This window comes from Bacillus cereus group sp. BfR-BA-01492 (genome assembly GCF_022662815.1).
In the GTDB taxonomy this organism is placed as follows: domain Bacteria; phylum Bacillota; class Bacilli; order Bacillales; family Bacillaceae_G; genus Bacillus_A; species Bacillus_A cereus_BD.
Genome location: NZ_JAKUEH010000005.1, coordinates 88,617 through 107,852, shown reverse-complemented (window position 1 = coordinate 107,852; position 19,236 = coordinate 88,617). Strand labels below are relative to the sequence as shown.

The window sequence follows — 19,236 nt, the reverse complement described above, 5'->3', positions numbered from 1 at the left end:
TTAGGGCAGTAAGACTCCCACCTCAAGATGCAGAGAGAAGCAAGGAAGATAGGTGGGGGTAGGGCTGCCCGTAACAGCCCGATTGGTGAGGGCTCATAATCAGTGGGGGATGAAAAAAAACCCCACTGATTAAAGTTTCACTTTATTTACGATGTAGCTTATATACGATACAGTAGAACTAAAGGGAGATGAAATATGAAAAGAAAGAAACTAATAGGTAGCATGATGTGCAGTGTATTCTTATTCGCATCATGTGATATATCAAATGATGAAATCGAAACGAAAGCACAAGATTATGCGAAAGCAGAATATGGAATTTCTGTTAATTTAAATCGAGTTGACATAAAAGGGGACGAAAAAGATTTATTATGGGGTCCAGATCTTCGTACCGCTTATGTGCAACAAGTTGATGAACCGCACGTGCAATTTCAACTCGATTTTGAGGGGCAAATTGCTCCTAAAGTAGAGAATGATAACTATAAAGTAAAGAAACAAGCACATGATGTGCAGGAGAAATTTCATACATATTATGAAGAAATAGGGGATCATACGCTATTTACGTTTCATCAAATACAGACGGGAGATACTGTTTTTGATAAAAAAACTGAGAAAGAAATCAAAAAGAAAAATCAGAAGACGTATGTTACCGGAGTATTTCAAAGTAATATCTTTTTAGATATAAACAATTCCGAGCATATGGAACAATTAGCGGAAGTTGCAAGAAAAGTTCAATCATTTAATAAAACAATTGAAAATGATAGGATAGTTATAGAGGATATCACCATTTTGCTTCCAAACGCTAAGCAACATTTACTCCCAAATATTCCTGTAGACTACATATTAACTGCAGAAAATGCGAAACAGACGTTAGAAAAGAAAAATGAATATAAGAAAGCTTTACAGTTGACAAAGTAAAAAAGGAAATCTTTTAAGGTTTCCTTTTTTAAATAAGTATACAGTTTTTATTAATCGAAATTTCTTTTACCCATTCGTTTTTTGAAAGGTAATCCTCAAAAGTTTCTCCGTTTTCGTCTCAAATTCTATATGAACAAAAACACCATATTCTTTCCCGTTTTCACGTAACCAAAGTTTAAACTTTTCGACAGTCACATGAATAGTCTTTGGTGTTCTACCGATATGAAGATAATCAATAATCTTTGCTTTCGGATATTTTTCTTTCGTTTTTTCTACTGCTAGTTTCCCCCATTTTGCATAGGGCGGCTGTGCATGAACAATAGATAATCCGTCGTATGTATGAAAAGATGTTGATAAAAGTACAACACTTAACATGAAATATGTGCAAAGTCGTTTCATAAATAAACTCCTTTTTAATTTTTTTCTATTGTTTGCATAGAACAAAAAACATATAACTGTGGATTTTTTTGTCTTCTTTACATAAAAGCGCGCCGTTTACAAAACATAACCATGAATTCATTACTGTCTTTAAGGAGGGAAATACATGCGTAAAATAAGTATTCTAAAAATACTCATTTTACTTGTACTGATTAGTATATCCGTCATCGTAAGTAGCGAGCAAACAAAAAATGTACAGGCCTTTTCTAATCAAGTCATTCAAAGAGGGGCATCTGGAGAAGATGTCATCGAATTGCAATCACGCCTGAAATATAACGGATATTATACAGGAAAAGTAGATGGTGTATTTGGATGGGGTACATATTGGGCACTGCGAAACTTTCAGCAAAAATTTGGATTACCGGTTGATGGACTAGCGGGTCCAAAAACAAAACAAATGCTTGTGAAAGCAACGAAATATGAGAAATCGACTGCCAATAAAAGCGGTGGCGGTCAAAGTAATAAGCCAGCGCAAAACAAAGGGACCAATGTTCCAAATGGTTATTCTCAAAATGATATTCAATTAATGGCTAATGCGGTCTACGGCGAAGCGAGAGGAGAGCCGTATATTGGACAAGTTGCAGTTGCAGCGGTAATTTTGCACCGTGTAACGAGTCCATCGTTTCCGAATACAGTTTCGGGTGTTATTTTTGAGCCGCGTGCCTTTACAGCAGTTGCCGACGGCCAAATTTATTTAACGCCAAATGAAACAGCGAAAAAAGCAGTATTAGATGCGATAAATGGCTGGGATCCAACTGGAAATGCGCTTTATTATTTCAATCCAGACACTGCAACGAGTAAGTGGATTTGGAGTCGTCCGCAAATTAAAAAAATTGGTAAACATATTTTCTGTAAATAGAGCGGAGGTGGAAAGATGTTACGAGGTATTATCATTGTACTATTAACAATTGGTGTTGTGGGGACAGGATATTGGGGCTATAAAGAGCATCAAGAGAAGAATGCGGTATTGATTCGAGCAGAAAACAATTATCAGCGAGCGTTTCATGATTTAGCATACGAGGTCGATTTATTACACGATAAAATCGGAACAACTTTAGCGATGAATTCACGTTCTTCTTTATCGCCAGCACTGGCGGATGTATGGCGTCTTACATCTGAAGCGCGATCAGATGTTGGACAGCTTCCTTTAACATTATTACCCTTTAATAAAACAGAAGAATTTTTGGCGAATATCGGTGATTTTAGTTACCGCACAGCTGTTCGCGATTTAGAAAAAGAGCCACTCAATGACAAAGAATATAAAACGTTACAAAGTTTATATGCCAATGCAAAGAATATTCAAGATGAACTTCGCAAAGTACAGCATCTTGTACTGAAAAATAATTTACGCTGGATGGATGTAGAGCTTGCGCTTGCATCAAATAAAGATCCAGCCGATAACACAATTATCGATGGGCTGAAAACAGTTGAAAAAAATGTAACATCATATGCTTCAACAAATTTTGGACCTACTTTTACGAGTTTGCAGAAAAAAGAAAAAGGTGGGTTTCAAGCTGAAGGAAAACCAATTTCAAAAGATGAAGCAGTTAAAATCGCAAAACGATTTTTAAACTTAAAAGGAAATGAAAAAGTAGAAGTTGAGAAAAGTGGAAAAGGTGCAAAAGAATCTTTTTATAGTGTGAAAATTAAAGATCCAAAAACAAATAATGAGTTTTATATGGATATTACCGGAAAAGGTGGATATCCAATTTGGGTCATAAATAACCGTGAGATTAAAAAACAAAAGGTTAGTTTAAATGACGCAGGAAACAAAGGATTAGCGTTTTTGAAAAAACATAGGTTTACAAATATGGAACTGTATGATAGTTCACAATATGATAATGTTGGCGTATTTACGTACGTGGCAAATGAAAATGGGGTGCGGATTTACCCTGAAGCCATTCAAATGAAAATTGCATTAGATGATGGATCGATTGTTGGTTTTTCAGCAAAAGAATATTTAGCATCTCATCAGAGTCGAAGCATCCCAACCGCAACATTATCAGCTGCTGAGGCAAGAAAAAAAATCAATCCAGATGTGAAGGTAATGGAAGAACGTAAAGCGATTGTTGTAAATGATTTGCATAAAGAAGTACTGTGTTATGAATTTATAGGGACGTTAGGGAAAGATACGTATCAAATCTTTATTAATGCAAATGATGGAACAGAAGAGAAAGTGAAGAAGATGCAAGCTGTGGAACATATGTATGATTAAACATCAAGAATAAGGTGGTGAACAGAATGAGAAAGTATATATATATGCTGATGATTAGTTTAACTATCACTGGCTGCAGCGTCGGAACAAAAGATAATGCACGCGAAAAGCCAGAACAAAAAAATGTATCTATGCGTAATGTTACTTATACGAACCATAACAAACCAAATGAACAAGTAGCAGATCATCTCGCCTCTTTAGCAGCGAGTATACCGGGCGTGCGAGATGCAACGGCGGTTGTTATCGGTAAATATGCTGTTGTTGGTATCGATGTAAAAGCAAAGTTGGATCGTTCTCGCGTTGAATCCATTAAATATTCTGTTGCAGAAAGCTTAAAGCATGATCCGAACGGTGCAAATGCTGTTGTTGTCGCAGATGTTGATACGTATGAACGACTGAAACAAATGGGAAAGCAAATTAGACATGGCAAAGCGGGAGAAGGAATTCTTGATGAACTGGCTGCTATTGTCGGCCGTGTCATGCCGCAAGTGCCAAATGATATGATTGAAAATAAAGAAACAGATCCAATAAAAGATAATGATAAGCAGTTGCCGAAAAACGAAGAAAATGAGTTGAAAAAGGAACAGAAAGATCAATCGAATCATCACTTGCAAAGATAAGAAAAATCCCGCGTGTGGAAAGCGCGGGATTTTTCTTATCAAATAAATAGTGAAAATTCAGTTTGTTAATAAAGGAATATATGGTTTAATAAAAATAAAGAGAAAAAAGGTAGTTTTATAAACTAGAAAGAATGGGGAAATGAAAATGAGCATACATACAGAAAACATTAAACTTGTTCCCTACAAAGAGGAATATAAAGAAAAAATCGCAACATTCACTTTACCCAGTGAACAAGTTCAGTTTACAGCGAATCCAAGTGACTTACTTGAAAAAGCAAAAGAAGACCTTACAAAACATGTCGTTGTGATTGTAGATCAAGATGTTCCAGTTGGTATTTTTGCACTTCAAACAGGAGAAATCGTTAAGGAATATACAAATAATTCTGATGCATTATTGTTAGTTTCTTTTTCAGTTGATTATGAAAAACAAGGAAAAGGCTATGCGAAAAGAGGATTGCGTTTACTAAAAGAATATGTCACAGCGTACTTTTCAGGAACAAATGAAGTTGTTTTAGCTGTAAATGAACGAAATATTCCAGCACAAAAAGTATATTTAAAAGTTGGTTTTGAAGATAGAGGACAAAGAAAAATGGGGCCGATTGGAAGACAACTTATTTTATACTTACCAATATAAAAACAGGAATGAATTGTGTAAAAAATGATTTTTTAATAAAATCGTTTAAAACTGTCAGTTAAGATATTTCATGAAAGGGTGTGCCAAATATGTCTATGAGTATTCTTGCCTTAGTATCCATACTATTATGGGGTGCAGTGACACATGAACTCAGTAAACCTTCAAAAAAGCAAAATAACAGAAAGATTATAACTTTAACATCTTTAGGCTCTTTATCAACACTCGTTATCACTATTTCACTTATTCAAAATTTTTCGTTTTAAAAGAGAGGTTATCTCATGCATTTGTTTGTCTGCAATTAAGCGCAATCGTGGAAGATTACTTTGATTTAAACGATTATATTGTTATTTATTTTAGTGAAAATGAAATTACTATTTAAAATGCCGTTCTATTTCCGAACGGTATTTTGTATGTTTAGAGACTTTCTTTTCTTCAACATAAGTAAATTTATGTTATATATCAATTTTTGAATATCATCTTATAGAAAACAACTCTATCTGTTACGATATAATATGTTATTATTAATTAGTTTGAATATAAAAATGAAATAAGGGAAGATAAGTATGCAACAACTAAGAAAATGGAATTTAATTGGAGGAAGAGTTGTAAAAACGGGGATTGCTGTTTTTTTAACTGTACTTGTTTGTGACTTTTTGCAAATCCCTACAATTTTTGCGGTTATTACTGCTATTGTAACGATAGAACCAACTGCAACAGACTCGATTAAAAAAGGACTGATTCGTTTTCCAGCTTCAACGATTGGATCAGCATATGCTATGACATTTACCTTTTTATTTGGTCACCAAGCGATTTCTTATGCCTTAGCAGCTATGCTTACAATTGTAACGTGTCAGAAATTGAAATTACATGCGGGTACATTAGTCGCTACATTAACAGCAGTAGCAATGATTCCAATTACAGCCGATCATTACTTTACAGCCTTTTTAGTGCGGTTAGCGACGACGTCAACTGGAATTATCGTTTCTACTTTAGTAAATTTCTTTATTTTACCGCCGCATTATGCAAAAACAATTGTTGATTGTAAAACGGAATTATTTTCGAAAACAGCAACTATTATGGAAGAATGGTTACAGCAAGCTATAAATGGAGAACAAATAAAAAAGGAAACAGTTCATCACATTTCCAAATTAACAACACTTTTGCATAAAGCAATACAATTTGTACAATATGAGCAAAAGGATTGGAAATATCATCGGCATACGAAAAATGAAATGCGCAGCTTTTTAGCCATTCAAAAGGAACTTCACATCCTTCAGCAAATTATTTATCACTTAGATAATTTAACTCGTGTATCTACAACAGAATGTAAATGGTCACAAAAAGAAAAAGAGACACTATATAAAGTGATTCTTTCCACGATTCATATATTGCGTAATCATTGTTATAAAATGGATTACAAACATTATCAATTAATAGACGAGTTAGATCAACTCTTTTGGGAACATAAAAATGATTTAGCAAAGCATAAACCAGATGATTATTATCATCATTTTTCAAGTGAAGCTATTATCTTATTTGAGGTATTATCAATTCATGACATGTTAGAAGAATTGGAACGAGTTTGTAAAAAATATAAAGAAGAAGGAATTCCTCTGTAAAAGAATTCCTTCTTCTTTATATCCTTTATTCTGTTAGCTCGATTGTTGAGGGCTTTTAATCAGTGGGGGATGGAGCCTTCCTACTGATTAAAATTTCACTTTATTGATGTCGTTTTGAAACAATACATTCAACAAGTGGAATCACAATAAATGACGAGCAAAGCGCAAGGAACAAAGGAAGGTTTTGAATGTTATCAAGTGAATAGAAAGCAGAAAACCCTTCTGTCCAAATCAATAAAAGAAACAAAATAATGACTAATACGAAATATCCAATTTTGAAGCTTTTATATGTAATATGTTATCCTATTTCATCTTGACTTTCTTTTGAAACACCATTTGGATCTCCCCATGTTATATGATTTATCAAATAGCTAAGTATTAAAGAACCAGCAAAAATGGTACTGCCACCAATGATACCTCTGGTTATATATTGATGTATGGCATATGCAAGTATACTAAGCAATGAGAATATAATAACCAAGAAAATCAACTTACTCCGATTCATCGTATGCACCTCTTTTTTGAACAACAAAAGTTATCGCATTTGTTTTTAACTGAATGGATTTTTCATTGCGAGTGATATTATAGGATAATTCTTTTACTTTCATATGTATTTCTTTCCAACCTTTATAAGTGCTTTTCAATATATCCAACATTGTTTCAGTAGGAAGATTGACTTCTATTAATACGTCTCGTTCTTCATTTGTTTCTATATCAAATTCTTGAACATTAGAATTTATAACGAAGCAATTGATTCCGTTCTGTTTTGTCCCTCGTTTTATTAATAAAAGTGCTTTTTGAAATGCTTCTGTTGAGTTTACATGCTCTAAACTAGATACTGCAATAATATAATCATAGCTATCTGGTTGAATAGGAAAGTTTTCAATAGCAGATTGGATGGGTTCTATCGCTTCGGAAACATGATATTTTTTACTATTTATGATTAAATTACTTAATGCAGAGTCAAGTAAATCAACACATGTAATTGTACCGCCCCCACGTATTATCTTTTGGGCAATTGGAATACTATTTCTACCAACACCGCAACCGAGATCAAGCACTTTGACCTGTGCTTGATCATCGAAATATTGCATCATATCCACGATTGTTTTTACCGGCTTATAAAGCCATGATCCAGCTTCAAACAATTTATATTGCTCATAACAAAGATCGTGATATTTTTTCTCTTCTTTTCTAATATAATCTATTCGCTCCATCTTTCACCTCTAATTTTACGATTAAATAAGCATATTATTTTGAAACGTTACGGCTATGAAAAAGAAGATTACCACTTATTCATTACAAATCTAACTTATATATATTCGCCAAAAAAGAGTATACACCTTGCATTTTTGAGAAATTTTACAATTAAACCTTAAAAATAATATATAACAATATTTTACTTTTAGGAAATTGGAGTTTACAAATTTTTGAGATGAGTGATGAAATGTATCGTATAGGAAAAGAACATATCATATATGTATGTCACCTTAAAATACACCATGCCTATAAATGGAGGCTGGAAGTAGAGTTGTTTTTGAAACATATGATTGTTTTGAAAATCAAATTCAATCAGAAAATGTTGCGTTTCAAGAGCTAGATTGGAATCAGATTAATCTAGCTGGGCCTGGATATGTTAAGGGAGCTGAGTTAGGTGATAAAAATAAGAATATTTTCAAAATAGTTTGAGGTTCTTTCTTTTGTGTGTATAATTAAGGAAAGCGCTTTACTTTTTTAAGAGAAAGTATTCGTTTAATTTGACAAGAAGAAATGGAGAAAAGGGTATGACATTAGTAAAAATGAAAGATATTTTAGAAGAAGCAATGGAGAAAAATTATGGAGTTGGAGCTTTTAGTGTTGCTAATATGGAAATGGTAATAGGGGCTATTAGAGCAGCAGAAGAATTACGCTCCCCGCTAATTTTACAAATTGCTGAAGTTCGGTTGAATCATTCGCCAATTCATTTGATTGGTCCTTTAATGGTAGCGGCAGCAAAAGAAGCGGATGTTCCTGTAGCAGTTCATTTTGACCATGGCATGACGATTGAAAAAATAAAACAAGCATTAGAAATTGGGTTTAGTTCTGTCATGTATGATGGCTCTCACTATCTATTACAAGAAAACATTGAAAATACAAAAGCAGTAGTTGCATTAGCGAAACAATATGGTGCAACGGTCGAAGCTGAGATTGGTAGAGTTGGGGGAAGTGAGGATGGATCTGAAGATATAGAAATCTCTCTAACTAGCGTAGAAGAGGCAAAACATTTTGCTAAGGAAACAGGTGTAGATGCGCTGGCCATTGCTATTGGAAATGCACATGGCATGTATAAAGGGGATCCGCACTTACACTTTGATCGCTTGCAAGAAATTGCGCAACAAGTTAAGGTGCCGCTTGTTTTACATGGCGGTTCAGGTATTTGTGCAGAAGACTTTCAGCAATGTATTCAATACGGTATTCGGAAAGTGAATGTGGCGACTGCTACGTTTCACAATGTAATCCACATGATTAACAATTTCGTTCAAGCTACCCCTTATACAGATTATTTTAAACTTCATCAAGATGTTATTCAGGCAGCGTACGAAAATGTAAAGAAGCATATAGAGATATTCGGAAGTTACCACAAAATATAAATATATAATTGAATTATTTAAAAATATTCAGTATACTAAAAACAAATAGTTAAGCGCTTTCCTAATCTATCTATGCACGGGAGGTTGGTTAGGATATGTTAAATGTTGGAATTATAGGTGTAGGAAGAATTGGAAAGCTTCACATCGAAAATTCAGTTTATATACCGGAAATGAATGTTGTAGCTATTTCAGATGTAAATATTGATGCACTTCATGGCTGGGCAAAGGAAAGAGGAATAAATAAAGTAACGAATAATTATCATGATATTTTACAAGATGATAACATACAGGCTATATGTATTTGTTCTCCAACAAATACGCATGCAACTCTTATAAAAGAAGCTGCATTAGCAGGAAAACATATTTTTTGTGAAAAACCAATTAGTTTTATAGAAAAAGAGACGAAGGAAGCATTAGAAGTAGTTGAAAAGAGCGGTGTAAAACTACAAGTTGGCTTTAACCGTCGCTTTGATCATAATTATAAACGCGTGCGTGATCTTATCATGTCTGGCGAGTTAGGAGAACCACATATTTTAAAAATCACTTCCCGTGATCCAGAGCCACCAAATGCAAATTATATTCAAACTTCTGGTGGAATGTTCATGGATATGACCATTCATGACTTTGATATGGCTCGTTTTGTGATGAACAGTGAAGTAACTGAAGTATATGTACAAGGTGCGAATTTAATTGATCCTATATTTTCTGAATATGAGGATATCGATACTGCTATTATTACATTAACATTCGCAAATGGTGCGATTGGAGTTATTGATAACAGCCGCAAAGCAGCATATGGTTATGATCAAAGAATAGAGTTGTTTGCAGAAAAAGGATGTATAAGCACAGAAAATGATTGTCCATCAACTGTCCGCATTTCAACAGCAAACGGTGTCATGCAAGACAAGCCGCTACATTTCTTTTTAGAGCGCTATAAAGAGGCTTATATTACAGAGATTCAATTGTTTGTGCACTCTATTTTAAATGATGAAGTTGTAATTTGTAGTGGAAACGACGGGTTACAAGCAGAACGCATTGCCCATGCAGCAAAAGAATCACTGCGATTGAAACAACCTGTTAAAATCAATCATCCATTACTATTGAGTAAATGAGGGAGATGAAAGTTATGGCAAATTTAATCGTAAGCCCGCATGAAAGAGAAGAAAATGGGCGCATTGTATCTGTAACACCAGAATCAGCAGGATGGAAATATGTTGGATTTGAATTATTTTCTTTAAAACAAGGAGAGACTTTGCAAGAAGTAACAAATGATAAAGAAGTTTGCCTTGTTCTATTAAGCGGAAAAGCAAATGTTGCGACGAAGGAAGAGCGCTTTGAAAATATTGGAGAGCGTATGAGTGTTTTTGAAAAGATTCCACCATACTCAGTCTATGTACCAAATCAAGAGCAATTTCATGTCGAAGCATTAACAGATGTAGAATTAGCTGTTTGTTTAGCGCCGGGAAAAGGTACATATAAAGCGCGTCTTATTGCGCCAAATAATGTTGGTGTACAAGACCGAGGTTATGGACATATGACACGTAAAATTCATAATATTTTACCAGAAGATCAAGAGGCAGATAGTTTATTAGTTGTAGAAGTATATACACCAGAAGGGAATTGGTCTAGTTATCCACCTCATAAACATGATCAGGATAATTTGCCTCACGAATCCTATTTAGAGGAAACATATTACCATGAAGTAAATCCGAAACAAGGATTTATTATGCAACGCGTATACAATGATGATCGTACGCTTGATGAGGCATTAATTGTGAAGAATCGTGATGTTGTACTTGTACCAGAAGGGTATCATCCTGTTTCAGCGCCTCCAGGCTATGAGTCCTACTATTTAAATGTAATGGCAGGACCGGTGCGTACATGGAAATTTCATAATGACTCAGATCATGAATGGCTATTTGAAGGTGTAATGAAATAAATTGTATGTAAATATTTTTTTTATACTATATCGTTTATAAGCAGTATGTCTATGCATGGGCATACTGCTTATTTTTTGTAAGAAGAAAGAAGATATGTGCAGCTGGAATGAAGGGAGTTCCGCTCAAGATGAAAAATTTAAGTTTCGTATGATATACTGAAAGGAAGATAACGTTATGAGAAGAGAAGTGGGAGACAATGAAAACGACTATTTATGATGTGGCGAAAGAAGCGGGGGTTTCAATTGCAACCGTTTCAAAGGTAGTGAATGGTACTGGGAAAATTAGTGAAAAAACAAAAAAACATGTATTAGAAGTAATGGATCGCTTGCATTACCAACCTAGCGTTGTCGCTTCTGCATTAACTGGAAAAAAAACGCATACGATCGGCCTTCTAGTTCCAGATATTGCAAACCCGTTTTTTTCGGAAGTTGCACGCGCATTAGAAGACTCCGCTGAAGAAAAGGGATTCAATGTTATTATGTGCAGCACGGACAATAACGATGAAAAAGGAAGGAAATATATTTCTTTATTGTTGAGAAAGCGTGTAGATGGTTTAATTATTGCTACAAGTTTTCAGGATACAACACACATAAAAAAACTTGTTGAAAAACATATTCCCGTTGTACTATTTTCAACGGACATACCAGCATTATCTGTTGATATGGTGTCGGTGGATGATTATAAAGCTGCTTTTCAAGCGATGGATTATTTATTATCCCTCGGACATAAGCGTATTGGTCTAATTGCTGAACAAACAACAAGTAGTAAATATCGTATTCAAGGTTACAAAGATGCATTAGAAGCAGCCGGAGTGAAAGTGGATGAAAAATTAATTCATTATACAGAAGCTGCAACAATAAAAAACGGAAAGCAAATCACAAAATTATTATTTGAGGAAAAAGATCGTCCCACAGCAATTTTTGCCTGTAATGACATATTAGCTGCGGGTGTCATGCAAGGGGCGAAAGAAGAAGGAATACAAATTCCATCAGAACTCTCGATTATTGGTTTTGATAATACCATTTTAGCGGATATTTGTTATCCACCATTAACAACAATTGCACAGCCTATTCAAGAGATGGCTGAACAAACGACAAGTCTATTAATTCATCAAATTGAACATAAAGATAAGCCTAAACAGCGGATATTATTAGTACCGGAATTAATGATTCGGAAGTCAACAGCAAAAATATCATAAATTTAATATTTTGTACCATAATATTTTAACGGGTATACATATCATTATTTTAACCTCTATTTTCTTCTAAATAAAATAGAGGTTATTTATTTAGGAGAAAATAGAGAAATTTACATGTATTTTTTATTTGTGCATACTATCACAATAAATTTTATTAATAAAACAACTAGCAAAAAAATTTAGAAAATAATAAAATATGTATTTATTTTTTAGAATTTATTCGTTATAATTCAATCAAGGGAAAGCGCTTAACTAAAAATACTTTCTCTACTATGTGTATTAGTAACGTTTTATTTAAGGTTTTATTAAATAAAATGTTTTTTATTAGAATAAAAAGAAAGCGGTTACTTTGATGAGGGGGAAGAGATAGTGGACATGTTACAAATCGCAAACGATCGACCTCTTGATTTTTTAGCGTTAGGAAGAGCATGCATTGATTTAAATGCAAATGAGATCAATCGTCCGATGGAAGAAACAATAACTTTTACAAAATATGTAGGGGGTTCACCAGCGAATATTGCTGTTGGAACAGCTACGTTAGGTTTAAAAAGTGGATTCATTGGAAAAGTAGCAGATGACCAAATGGGTCGCTTTATTACAAACTATTTGAAAGAAAAGAAGATTGATACAGAGAATGTCATTGTAGATAAAACAGGTGCAGTTACAGGATTAGCATTTACTGAGATTAAGAGTCCAGAAGAATGTAGCATCTTAATGTACCGTGATAATGTGGCAGATTTGAAGCTTGAAGTAAAAGAAGTTTCAGAGAAATATATTGCACAGGCAAAAGCGCTCCTTATCTCAGGAACAGCTCTTGCAGCAAGTCCTTCACGTGAAGCCACTTTTGCAGCATTACATTATGCGAGAAAACATAACGTTGTTGTATTTTTTGACTTAGATTATCGACCATATACGTGGACATCTGAAGCAGATACAGCCATGTATTACAATCTTGCAGCTGAAAAATGTGACGTGATTATTGGTACACGAGAAGAATTTGAAATGATGGAAGGAATCATAGGAGATGCGAAAGCTAAAGATGAAGTGATTGCTCAAAAATGGTTTGATCATCATGCGAAAATTGTTGTAATCAAGCACGGTTCGGAAGGGTCTATTGCTTATACAAAAGATGGTCATGCATATAAAGGAAGTATCTTTAAAACAAAAGTATTAAAAACTTTCGGTGCTGGTGATTCATATGCCTCTGCTTTTATATACGGATTGATGAAAGGCTGGGACGTGCCAAAAGCGATGGAATTTGGAAGCGCTTCAGCAGCAATTGTCATTTCGAAGCATAGTTGTTCAGATGCAATGCCGACAGTGGAAGAAATTCAGCAGTTTATTACAGAAGCAAAAGAAACATCCATTTCTTAATCATGAAGGAGGAAATTAAAATGACTCAAGTAGCAGTTCAAACAGTAAAAAACTATATCGACGGTGAATGGAAAGAATCACATTCCTCTAAAATAGAACCCGTATACAATCCAGCAACTGGAGAAGTTATTGCACACGTTCCGCTTTCTACAAAAGAAGAAGTAGATGAAGCTGTACAAGTTGCTAAAAAGGCATTTCAAACATGGTCCAAAACGCCGGTACCAAAACGTGCAAGAATCATGTTTAAATATCAACAATTGCTAGTTGAACATTGGGATGAACTAGCAAAAATGGTCACAATCGAAAACGGGAAAAACTTTAAAGAAGCATATGGAGAAGTACAACGTGGTATTGAGTGTGTTGAATTTGCAGCCGGTGCTCCAACATTAATGATGGGAAAACAACTTCCTGATATTGCAACGAATTTAGAATCTGGTATGTATCGTTATCCAATTGGAGTAGTTGGCGGAATTACACCATTTAACTTCCCGATGATGGTGCCTTGCTGGATGTTCCCATTAGCGATTGCTTGCGGTAATACATTTGTATTAAAACCATCTGAACGCACGCCATTATTAGCTTGTCGCTTAGTAGAATTATTAGAAGAAGCCGGCCTTCCAAAAGGGGTATTAAATATTGTTCATGGTGCTCATGATGTAGTAAATGGCTTATTAGAGCATAAGCATGTTAAAGCGATTTCATTCGTTGGTTCACAACCAGTTGCTGAATATGTATATAAAACAGCTTCTGCAAACTTAAAACGAGTACAAGCGTTAGCAGGTGCGAAAAATCATTCAATCGTTTTAAATGACGCAGACCTTGATTTAGCAGCAACCCAAATTATAAATGCAGCATTCGGTTCGGCGGGTGAGCGCTGCATGGCATGTTCTGTTGTAGCTGTACAAGAGGAAGTAGCTGATAAGCTGATTGAAAAACTTGTTGAAGCATCTCATGCAATGCAAATTGGTAACGGTTTAGAAGAAAATGTTTTCTTAGGACCTGTAATTCGCGATGGTCATAAAGAACGTACACTGCAATACATTGAAACAGGTATACAAGAAGGAGCAACTCTTGTTCGCGATGGCCGAAATGATGTGGAAGTAAATGGAGAAGGGTATTTTGTTGGACCAACAATTTTTGATCATGTAACACAAGAAATGAAAATTTGGCAAGATGAAATCTTTGCACCGGTCCTATCTATTGTACGTGTGAAAACATTAGAAGAAGCAATTGAGCTAACAAATGAATCAAGATTTGCAAACGGTGCTTGTATCTTTACAAATGACGGTGGTAAAGTTCGTGTGTTCCGCGAAAATATAGATCCAGGTATGTTAGGAGTAAATGTCGGTGTACCAGCTCCAATGGCATTTTTCCCATTCTCTGGTTGGAAAGATTCATTCTATGGCGATTTACATGCAAATGGTCCGGATGGTGTGGAATTTTATACAAGAAAGAAAATGATTACAACTCGCTGGGCGTAATAAAGGTAAATAGCAGAGAGTCTCATTTCTCTCTGCTATCACTTCCTTTTTAAAGAAAGCGCTTAACTTTAAGGTAAGGCAGGTTGAAAAGAATGGATACAATTCGTTTAACAACAGCACAGGCGTTAGTTAAATTTTTAAATCAGCAATATATACAGTTTGATGAGAGAGAAGAAAAATTTGTGAAAGGAATTTTCACAATCTTCGGTCATGGTAATGTATTAGGAATTGGGCAAGCTTTGGAAGAAAATAGCGGAAGCTTAGAAGTATATCAGGGGAAAAATGAACAAGGAATGGCGCAGGCTGCGGTAGCATTTGCAAAACAAAAACATCGGAAACAAATTATGGCTTGTACATCTTCAGTAGGGCCAGGTGCGGCAAATATGATTACAGCAGCAGCAACAGCAACAGCAAATAATATTCCTGTTTTGTTATTACCTGGAGATACATTTGCATCTCGGCAGCCAGATCCAGTGCTTCAGCAAATTGAACAACTTCATGATGCATCCATTACAACAAATGATGCGTTTCGTCCAGTAAGTAAATATTGGGATCGCGTCAATCGTCCGGAACAATTAATGACAGCGATGATTAACGCGATGCGAGTATTAACAGACCCAGCTCATACAGGTGCAGTTACCATTGCCCTCCCGCAAGATGTACAAACGGAATCATATGATTATCCAGTATATTTCTTTAAAAAGCGTGTACATCGCATCGAAAGACGTATGCCGACTCAAAGCGAAATTCATGATGCTTCAATGCTTATTTTCAAGAAGAAAAAACCAATCATAATTTGCGGGGGCGGTGTACGTTACTCTGAAGCAGGCGAAGTACTGAAACGTTTTTCAGAGAAATTCCGCATACCGTTTGGGGAAACACAAGCTGGAAAAAGTGCCATCGAAAGCGATCATGCAATGAATTTAGGAGGTATTGGCGTTACTGGAAACTTAGCTGCCAATCGTATTGCGAAAGAAGCAGATTTAGTAATTGGAGTTGGAACACGCTTTACTGATTTTACAACATCATCAAAAGCGCTTTTCCAAAATGAAGATGTTGCGTTTTTAACGATTAATGTGTCAGATTTTCACGCTGGCAAATTAGATGCAACTAAAGTTGTCGCAGATGCGAAAGCTTCATTAGAAGAACTTGAAAAAGTATTAGAAAGTAAAGAATATCAATCTAGTTACATAGACGAAATTGATGCAGTGAAAGAGTTATGGGATCAAGAGTTAAAGAGACTTTATCAAACCGATTATAAAGAAGACGGGTTTCAACCAGAAATTAAAGGCCATCTAGACGAAGCACTACCAGAATTTTATGAAACAGTGGGCTCTTGCCTCACACAAACGAAAGTAATTGGGGAAATCAATAGATTACTTGATGAGGATGCTATTATTATTGGCGCAGCAGGAAGTCTTCCTGGTGACTTGCAGCGCATGTGGATGAGTAAAAAGCCAAATACGTACCATATGGAATATGGATATTCTTGTATGGGATACGAAATTTCTGGAGCGCTTGGTGTGAAAATGGCTGAACCAAATAAAGAAGTATATGCGATGGTTGGGGATGGAAGTTATTTAATGCTCCACTCAGAACTTGTAACTAGTGTACAAGAAGGTAAAAAAATAAATGTTCTTTTATTTGATAATGCCGGATTTGGTTGCATTAACAATCTTCAAATGTCAAATGGTATGGGAAGCTTCGGTACAGAGTTTCGTCATAGAGAAAATGAAGTTGGAACGCCAGCAGGAAGATTTATGAAAATAGATTTTGCCAAAAGTGCAGCTGGTTATGGTGTGAAAACATATCGCGTAACAACGATAGAAGAATTAGTAGCTGCTCTAGAAGATTCGAAAAAACAAACGATCTCTACACTCATTGATATAAAAGTATTACCTAAAACGATGACAAATGGATATGACTCTTGGTGGAATGTTGGTGTTGCTGAGATAACTGAAAATAAGAAAATTCAAGCGTCTTATGAAGAGCGAATGAGCCATTTAAAACAAGCAAGACAATATTAAAATGCCTTTCTTATTTTAATAGAAGGCAATGAAGCAGTTCGTTTCATTGCCTTTTCTAAAGGGAAAAAGGAGCTGAACAAGATGTTTAAAGAAGGAACTGTAAAACTTGGTATTGCACCGATTGGGTGGACTAATGATGATATGCCTGAATTAGGAAAAGAAAATACATTTGAACAATGTATTAGTGAAATGGCGTTAGCTGGTTTTACTGGTACTGAAGTTGGCAATAAGTATCCAAGAGATGTAGACGTTTTACAGAAAGCGTTATCACTAAGAAAGATGGAAATCGCAAGCGCATGGTTTAGCGCTTATTTAACAACAAAGCCGCTAAATGAAACAGTAGATCCATTTATAGAACATTGCGATTTCTTGCAGAAAATGGGGGCGAAAGTCGTTGTTGTGTCAGAACAAGGACATAGTATTCAAGGGCTGATGAATACACCTCTTTTTGAGAAGAAACCGATTTTTGATGAGGAAAGTTGGCAAAAGCTTGCGGAAGGCTTAAATATTTTAGGAAAACTAGCTCAAGAGCGCGGACTTCACCTTGTTTATCATCATCATATGGGAACGGGAGTACAGACAACGGCAGAAATTGAAAAATTGATGTCTTTAACAAATCCGAATGTTGTTCATTTACTCTATGACACCGGTCATCTCGTTTTTTCTGGTGAGAACCCAATGTATATATTAGAAAAGTACATGGATCGCATCAAACATGTACATTTAAAAGATGTGCGCTTAAATGTTGCAGAGAAAGTAAAACAAAATAAATTAAGCTTTTTACAAGGAGTGAAAGAGGGAGTATTTACAGTTCCAGGTGATGGCAGTATTAACTTTGAACCGATATTTAAGAAATTAGCTGAAAAGCATTATACGGGATGGCTATTAGTAGAGGCAGAACAAGATCCAGCAACAGCAAATCCATTTGAATATGCAGTAAAGGCGCGAACATACATAAATGAAATTTGTAATTTTTAGCAAAAATAAAATAGGTAGGTGTTTTTCATGAAACGTGTAAAGGTTGGTATTGTTGGGTTAGGGAGACTTGGGAAAAAACATGCAGAGAATCTTGCATTTCATATTCGTAACTGTGAGTTAACAGCAGTATGCAGTGTAATTGAAGAGGAAGTAACACAAGCGCAGGAAGAATGGGGCATACCATACGGTTATACAGATTATGATGAAATGCTGCGAAATGAAGAATTAGATGCAATTTTCATTGCTTCGCCATCTGGGTTTCATTGCGAACAGATTGAAAAAGCATTAGAAGCAGGGTTTCATGTTTTTAGCGAAAAACCACTAGGACTATATTTAGAAGAGGCTCTTCATGTAGAAAAAGTAGTACAAAGGCATCCCGATCAAGTATTCATGCTTGGATTTATGAGACGCTTTGATAAATCTTATATGTATGCAAAGAGAAAAATAGAAGAAGGCGTAATCGGTAAGCCCGTTTTAGTGCGGTGCTATGGTATAGATCCGACAAAAGCTCTTGATAGTTTTGTGAAATTCGCAAAGAGCAATTATAGCGGGGGCTTATTTTTAGATATGGCCATTCATGATTTAGACTTAGCAAGGTGGTATTTAGAATCAGAGGCAAAACAAGTGTGGGCGATTGGAGGAGCATTTGCTTGTCCTGAATTTAAGGAATTTAACGATGCGGATACTGGAGCGGCACTCATAAAATTTGAAAATGATACAATGGGTATTTTTGTCGCAGGTCGAAACTGCATGCATGGTTATCATATTGAAACAGAAATTATCGGTACAAAAGGATCGCTTCGCGTTGGAACAGTTCCAGAAAAAAATGCCGTGACTGTTTTTGATCAAACAGGTGCAGTTCGCGAGTGTTCAGAGGGCTTTTTAGAACGTTTTGAACAAGCATATTTAAGTGAAGTAGAAGAGTTTATTCAATGTATTATCGAAAAACGTAAGCCAACAATTACGGTACAAGATGGAGTAAAATCAACAGTGCTTGGATATGCATGTAAAGAATCATTTGAAACAGGTGAACTTATTAATATTCGGAATTTTCAAACAAACAAAATTCATTCGTAATACATTTCTAGATTATAAGATGGGGTAGGTAGAGGGCTTTTATGATACAGAATAAAGAACAAGAGGGCACTCTACTCCCTTTTAGAGAAA

The 19,236-nt window shown here is 35.3% G+C and carries 17 protein-coding genes and 2 pseudogenes; 16 read left to right on the top strand and 3 right to left on the bottom strand.

What is annotated here, in order from left to right; translation table 11 throughout:
- Positions 1–195 precede the first annotated feature (195 nt).
- Complete coding sequence (locus MR063_RS08835; protein ID WP_242196549.1) at positions 196–915, top strand: hypothetical protein; 720 nt, start codon at positions 196–198, stop codon at positions 913–915.
- A 66-nt stretch (positions 916–981) separates the two neighbouring features.
- Here the strand turns inward: MR063_RS08835 and MR063_RS08830 are convergent, their stop codons facing one another.
- Positions 982–1,314 (bottom strand): YqzG/YhdC family protein, encoded by a 333-nt coding sequence (locus MR063_RS08830; RefSeq protein ID WP_242196546.1) that lies wholly within the window; start codon positions 1,312–1,314, stop codon positions 982–984.
- Between the two features lie 145 nt (positions 1,315–1,459).
- On the opposite strand from MR063_RS08830, the gene sleB reads away from it, so the two are divergent.
- The 5 genes from sleB (at position 1,460) to MR063_RS08805 (ending at position 6,441) form a co-directional block, all read left to right on the top strand.
- Complete coding sequence (gene sleB, locus MR063_RS08825; protein ID WP_242196543.1) at positions 1,460–2,212, top strand: spore cortex-lytic enzyme; 753 nt, start codon at positions 1,460–1,462, stop codon at positions 2,210–2,212.
- Between the two features lie 15 nt (positions 2,213–2,227).
- A complete protein-coding gene (gene ypeB / locus MR063_RS08820; protein WP_242196540.1) occupies positions 2,228–3,568 on the top strand; it encodes a germination protein YpeB in 1,341 nt (446 codons plus the stop codon).
- A 26-nt stretch (positions 3,569–3,594) separates the two neighbouring features.
- The gene (locus MR063_RS08815) at positions 3,595–4,188 is read left to right on the top strand and encodes a YhcN/YlaJ family sporulation lipoprotein (RefSeq protein WP_242196537.1); all 594 of its coding nucleotides are present in this window, start codon (positions 3,595–3,597) and stop codon (positions 4,186–4,188) included.
- 145 nt (positions 4,189–4,333) lie between these two features.
- On the top strand, positions 4,334–4,822 hold the full coding sequence (locus MR063_RS08810; protein ID WP_242196534.1) for a GNAT family N-acetyltransferase: 489 nt from the start codon (positions 4,334–4,336) through the stop codon (positions 4,820–4,822).
- Between the two features lie 563 nt (positions 4,823–5,385).
- Complete coding sequence (locus tag MR063_RS08805) at positions 5,386–6,441, top strand: aromatic acid exporter family protein (RefSeq protein WP_242196531.1); 1,056 nt, start codon at positions 5,386–5,388, stop codon at positions 6,439–6,441.
- Between the two features lie 100 nt (positions 6,442–6,541).
- Here MR063_RS08805 and MR063_RS08800 read toward each other — a convergent pair.
- Positions 6,542–6,946, bottom strand: a pseudogene (locus MR063_RS08800) (hypothetical protein).
- Entirely contained in the window at positions 6,933–7,658 is a 726-nt protein-coding gene (locus MR063_RS08795) for a class I SAM-dependent methyltransferase (protein ID WP_242196528.1), read from the bottom strand. Before MR063_RS08795 ends, MR063_RS08800 begins: the two are co-directional and overlap by 14 nt.
- A gap of 230 nt (positions 7,659–7,888) precedes the next feature.
- On the opposite strand from MR063_RS08795, the pseudogene MR063_RS08790 reads away from it, so the two are divergent.
- From MR063_RS08790 to iolG (MR063_RS08745), 10 genes and pseudogenes are all read left to right on the top strand, one after another.
- Positions 7,889–8,100 (top strand): annotated as a pseudogene (locus MR063_RS08790) (acetamidase/formamidase family protein); the annotation flags it as partial.
- A gap of 125 nt (positions 8,101–8,225) precedes the next feature.
- Positions 8,226–9,071: a class II fructose-bisphosphate aldolase gene (locus tag MR063_RS08785; RefSeq protein WP_242196525.1), complete on the top strand. Its 846-nt coding sequence runs from the start codon at positions 8,226–8,228 to the stop codon at positions 9,069–9,071.
- A gap of 95 nt (positions 9,072–9,166) precedes the next feature.
- The gene (iolG, locus tag MR063_RS08780; protein WP_242196522.1) at positions 9,167–10,183 is read left to right on the top strand and encodes an inositol 2-dehydrogenase; all 1,017 of its coding nucleotides are present in this window, start codon (positions 9,167–9,169) and stop codon (positions 10,181–10,183) included.
- Positions 10,184–10,197: 14 nt separating this feature from the next.
- Positions 10,198–11,010 (top strand): 5-deoxy-glucuronate isomerase, encoded by an 813-nt coding sequence (gene iolB, locus MR063_RS08775; protein WP_242196519.1) that lies wholly within the window; start codon positions 10,198–10,200, stop codon positions 11,008–11,010.
- A 197-nt stretch (positions 11,011–11,207) separates the two neighbouring features.
- Positions 11,208–12,209, top strand: a complete 1,002-nt coding sequence (locus MR063_RS08770; RefSeq protein ID WP_242196516.1) for a LacI family DNA-binding transcriptional regulator — start codon at positions 11,208–11,210, stop codon at positions 12,207–12,209.
- A 369-nt stretch (positions 12,210–12,578) separates the two neighbouring features.
- The gene (gene iolC, locus MR063_RS08765; RefSeq protein WP_396021827.1) at positions 12,579–13,583 is read left to right on the top strand and encodes a 5-dehydro-2-deoxygluconokinase; all 1,005 of its coding nucleotides are present in this window, start codon (positions 12,579–12,581) and stop codon (positions 13,581–13,583) included.
- Positions 13,584–13,603: 20 nt separating this feature from the next.
- Positions 13,604–15,064: a CoA-acylating methylmalonate-semialdehyde dehydrogenase gene (locus tag MR063_RS08760; RefSeq protein ID WP_242196513.1), complete on the top strand. Its 1,461-nt coding sequence runs from the start codon at positions 13,604–13,606 to the stop codon at positions 15,062–15,064.
- A 92-nt stretch (positions 15,065–15,156) separates the two neighbouring features.
- Positions 15,157–17,091, top strand: coding sequence for a 3D-(3,5/4)-trihydroxycyclohexane-1,2-dione acylhydrolase (decyclizing) (gene iolD / locus MR063_RS08755; protein WP_242196510.1), 1,935 nt, complete (start codon positions 15,157–15,159; stop codon positions 17,089–17,091).
- A gap of 81 nt (positions 17,092–17,172) precedes the next feature.
- Positions 17,173–18,069, top strand: coding sequence for a myo-inosose-2 dehydratase (iolE, locus tag MR063_RS08750; RefSeq protein ID WP_242196507.1), 897 nt, complete (start codon positions 17,173–17,175; stop codon positions 18,067–18,069).
- A 27-nt stretch (positions 18,070–18,096) separates the two neighbouring features.
- A complete protein-coding gene (gene iolG / locus MR063_RS08745) occupies positions 18,097–19,146 on the top strand; it encodes an inositol 2-dehydrogenase (protein ID WP_242196504.1) in 1,050 nt (349 codons plus the stop codon).
- Positions 19,147–19,236 lie beyond the last annotated feature (90 nt).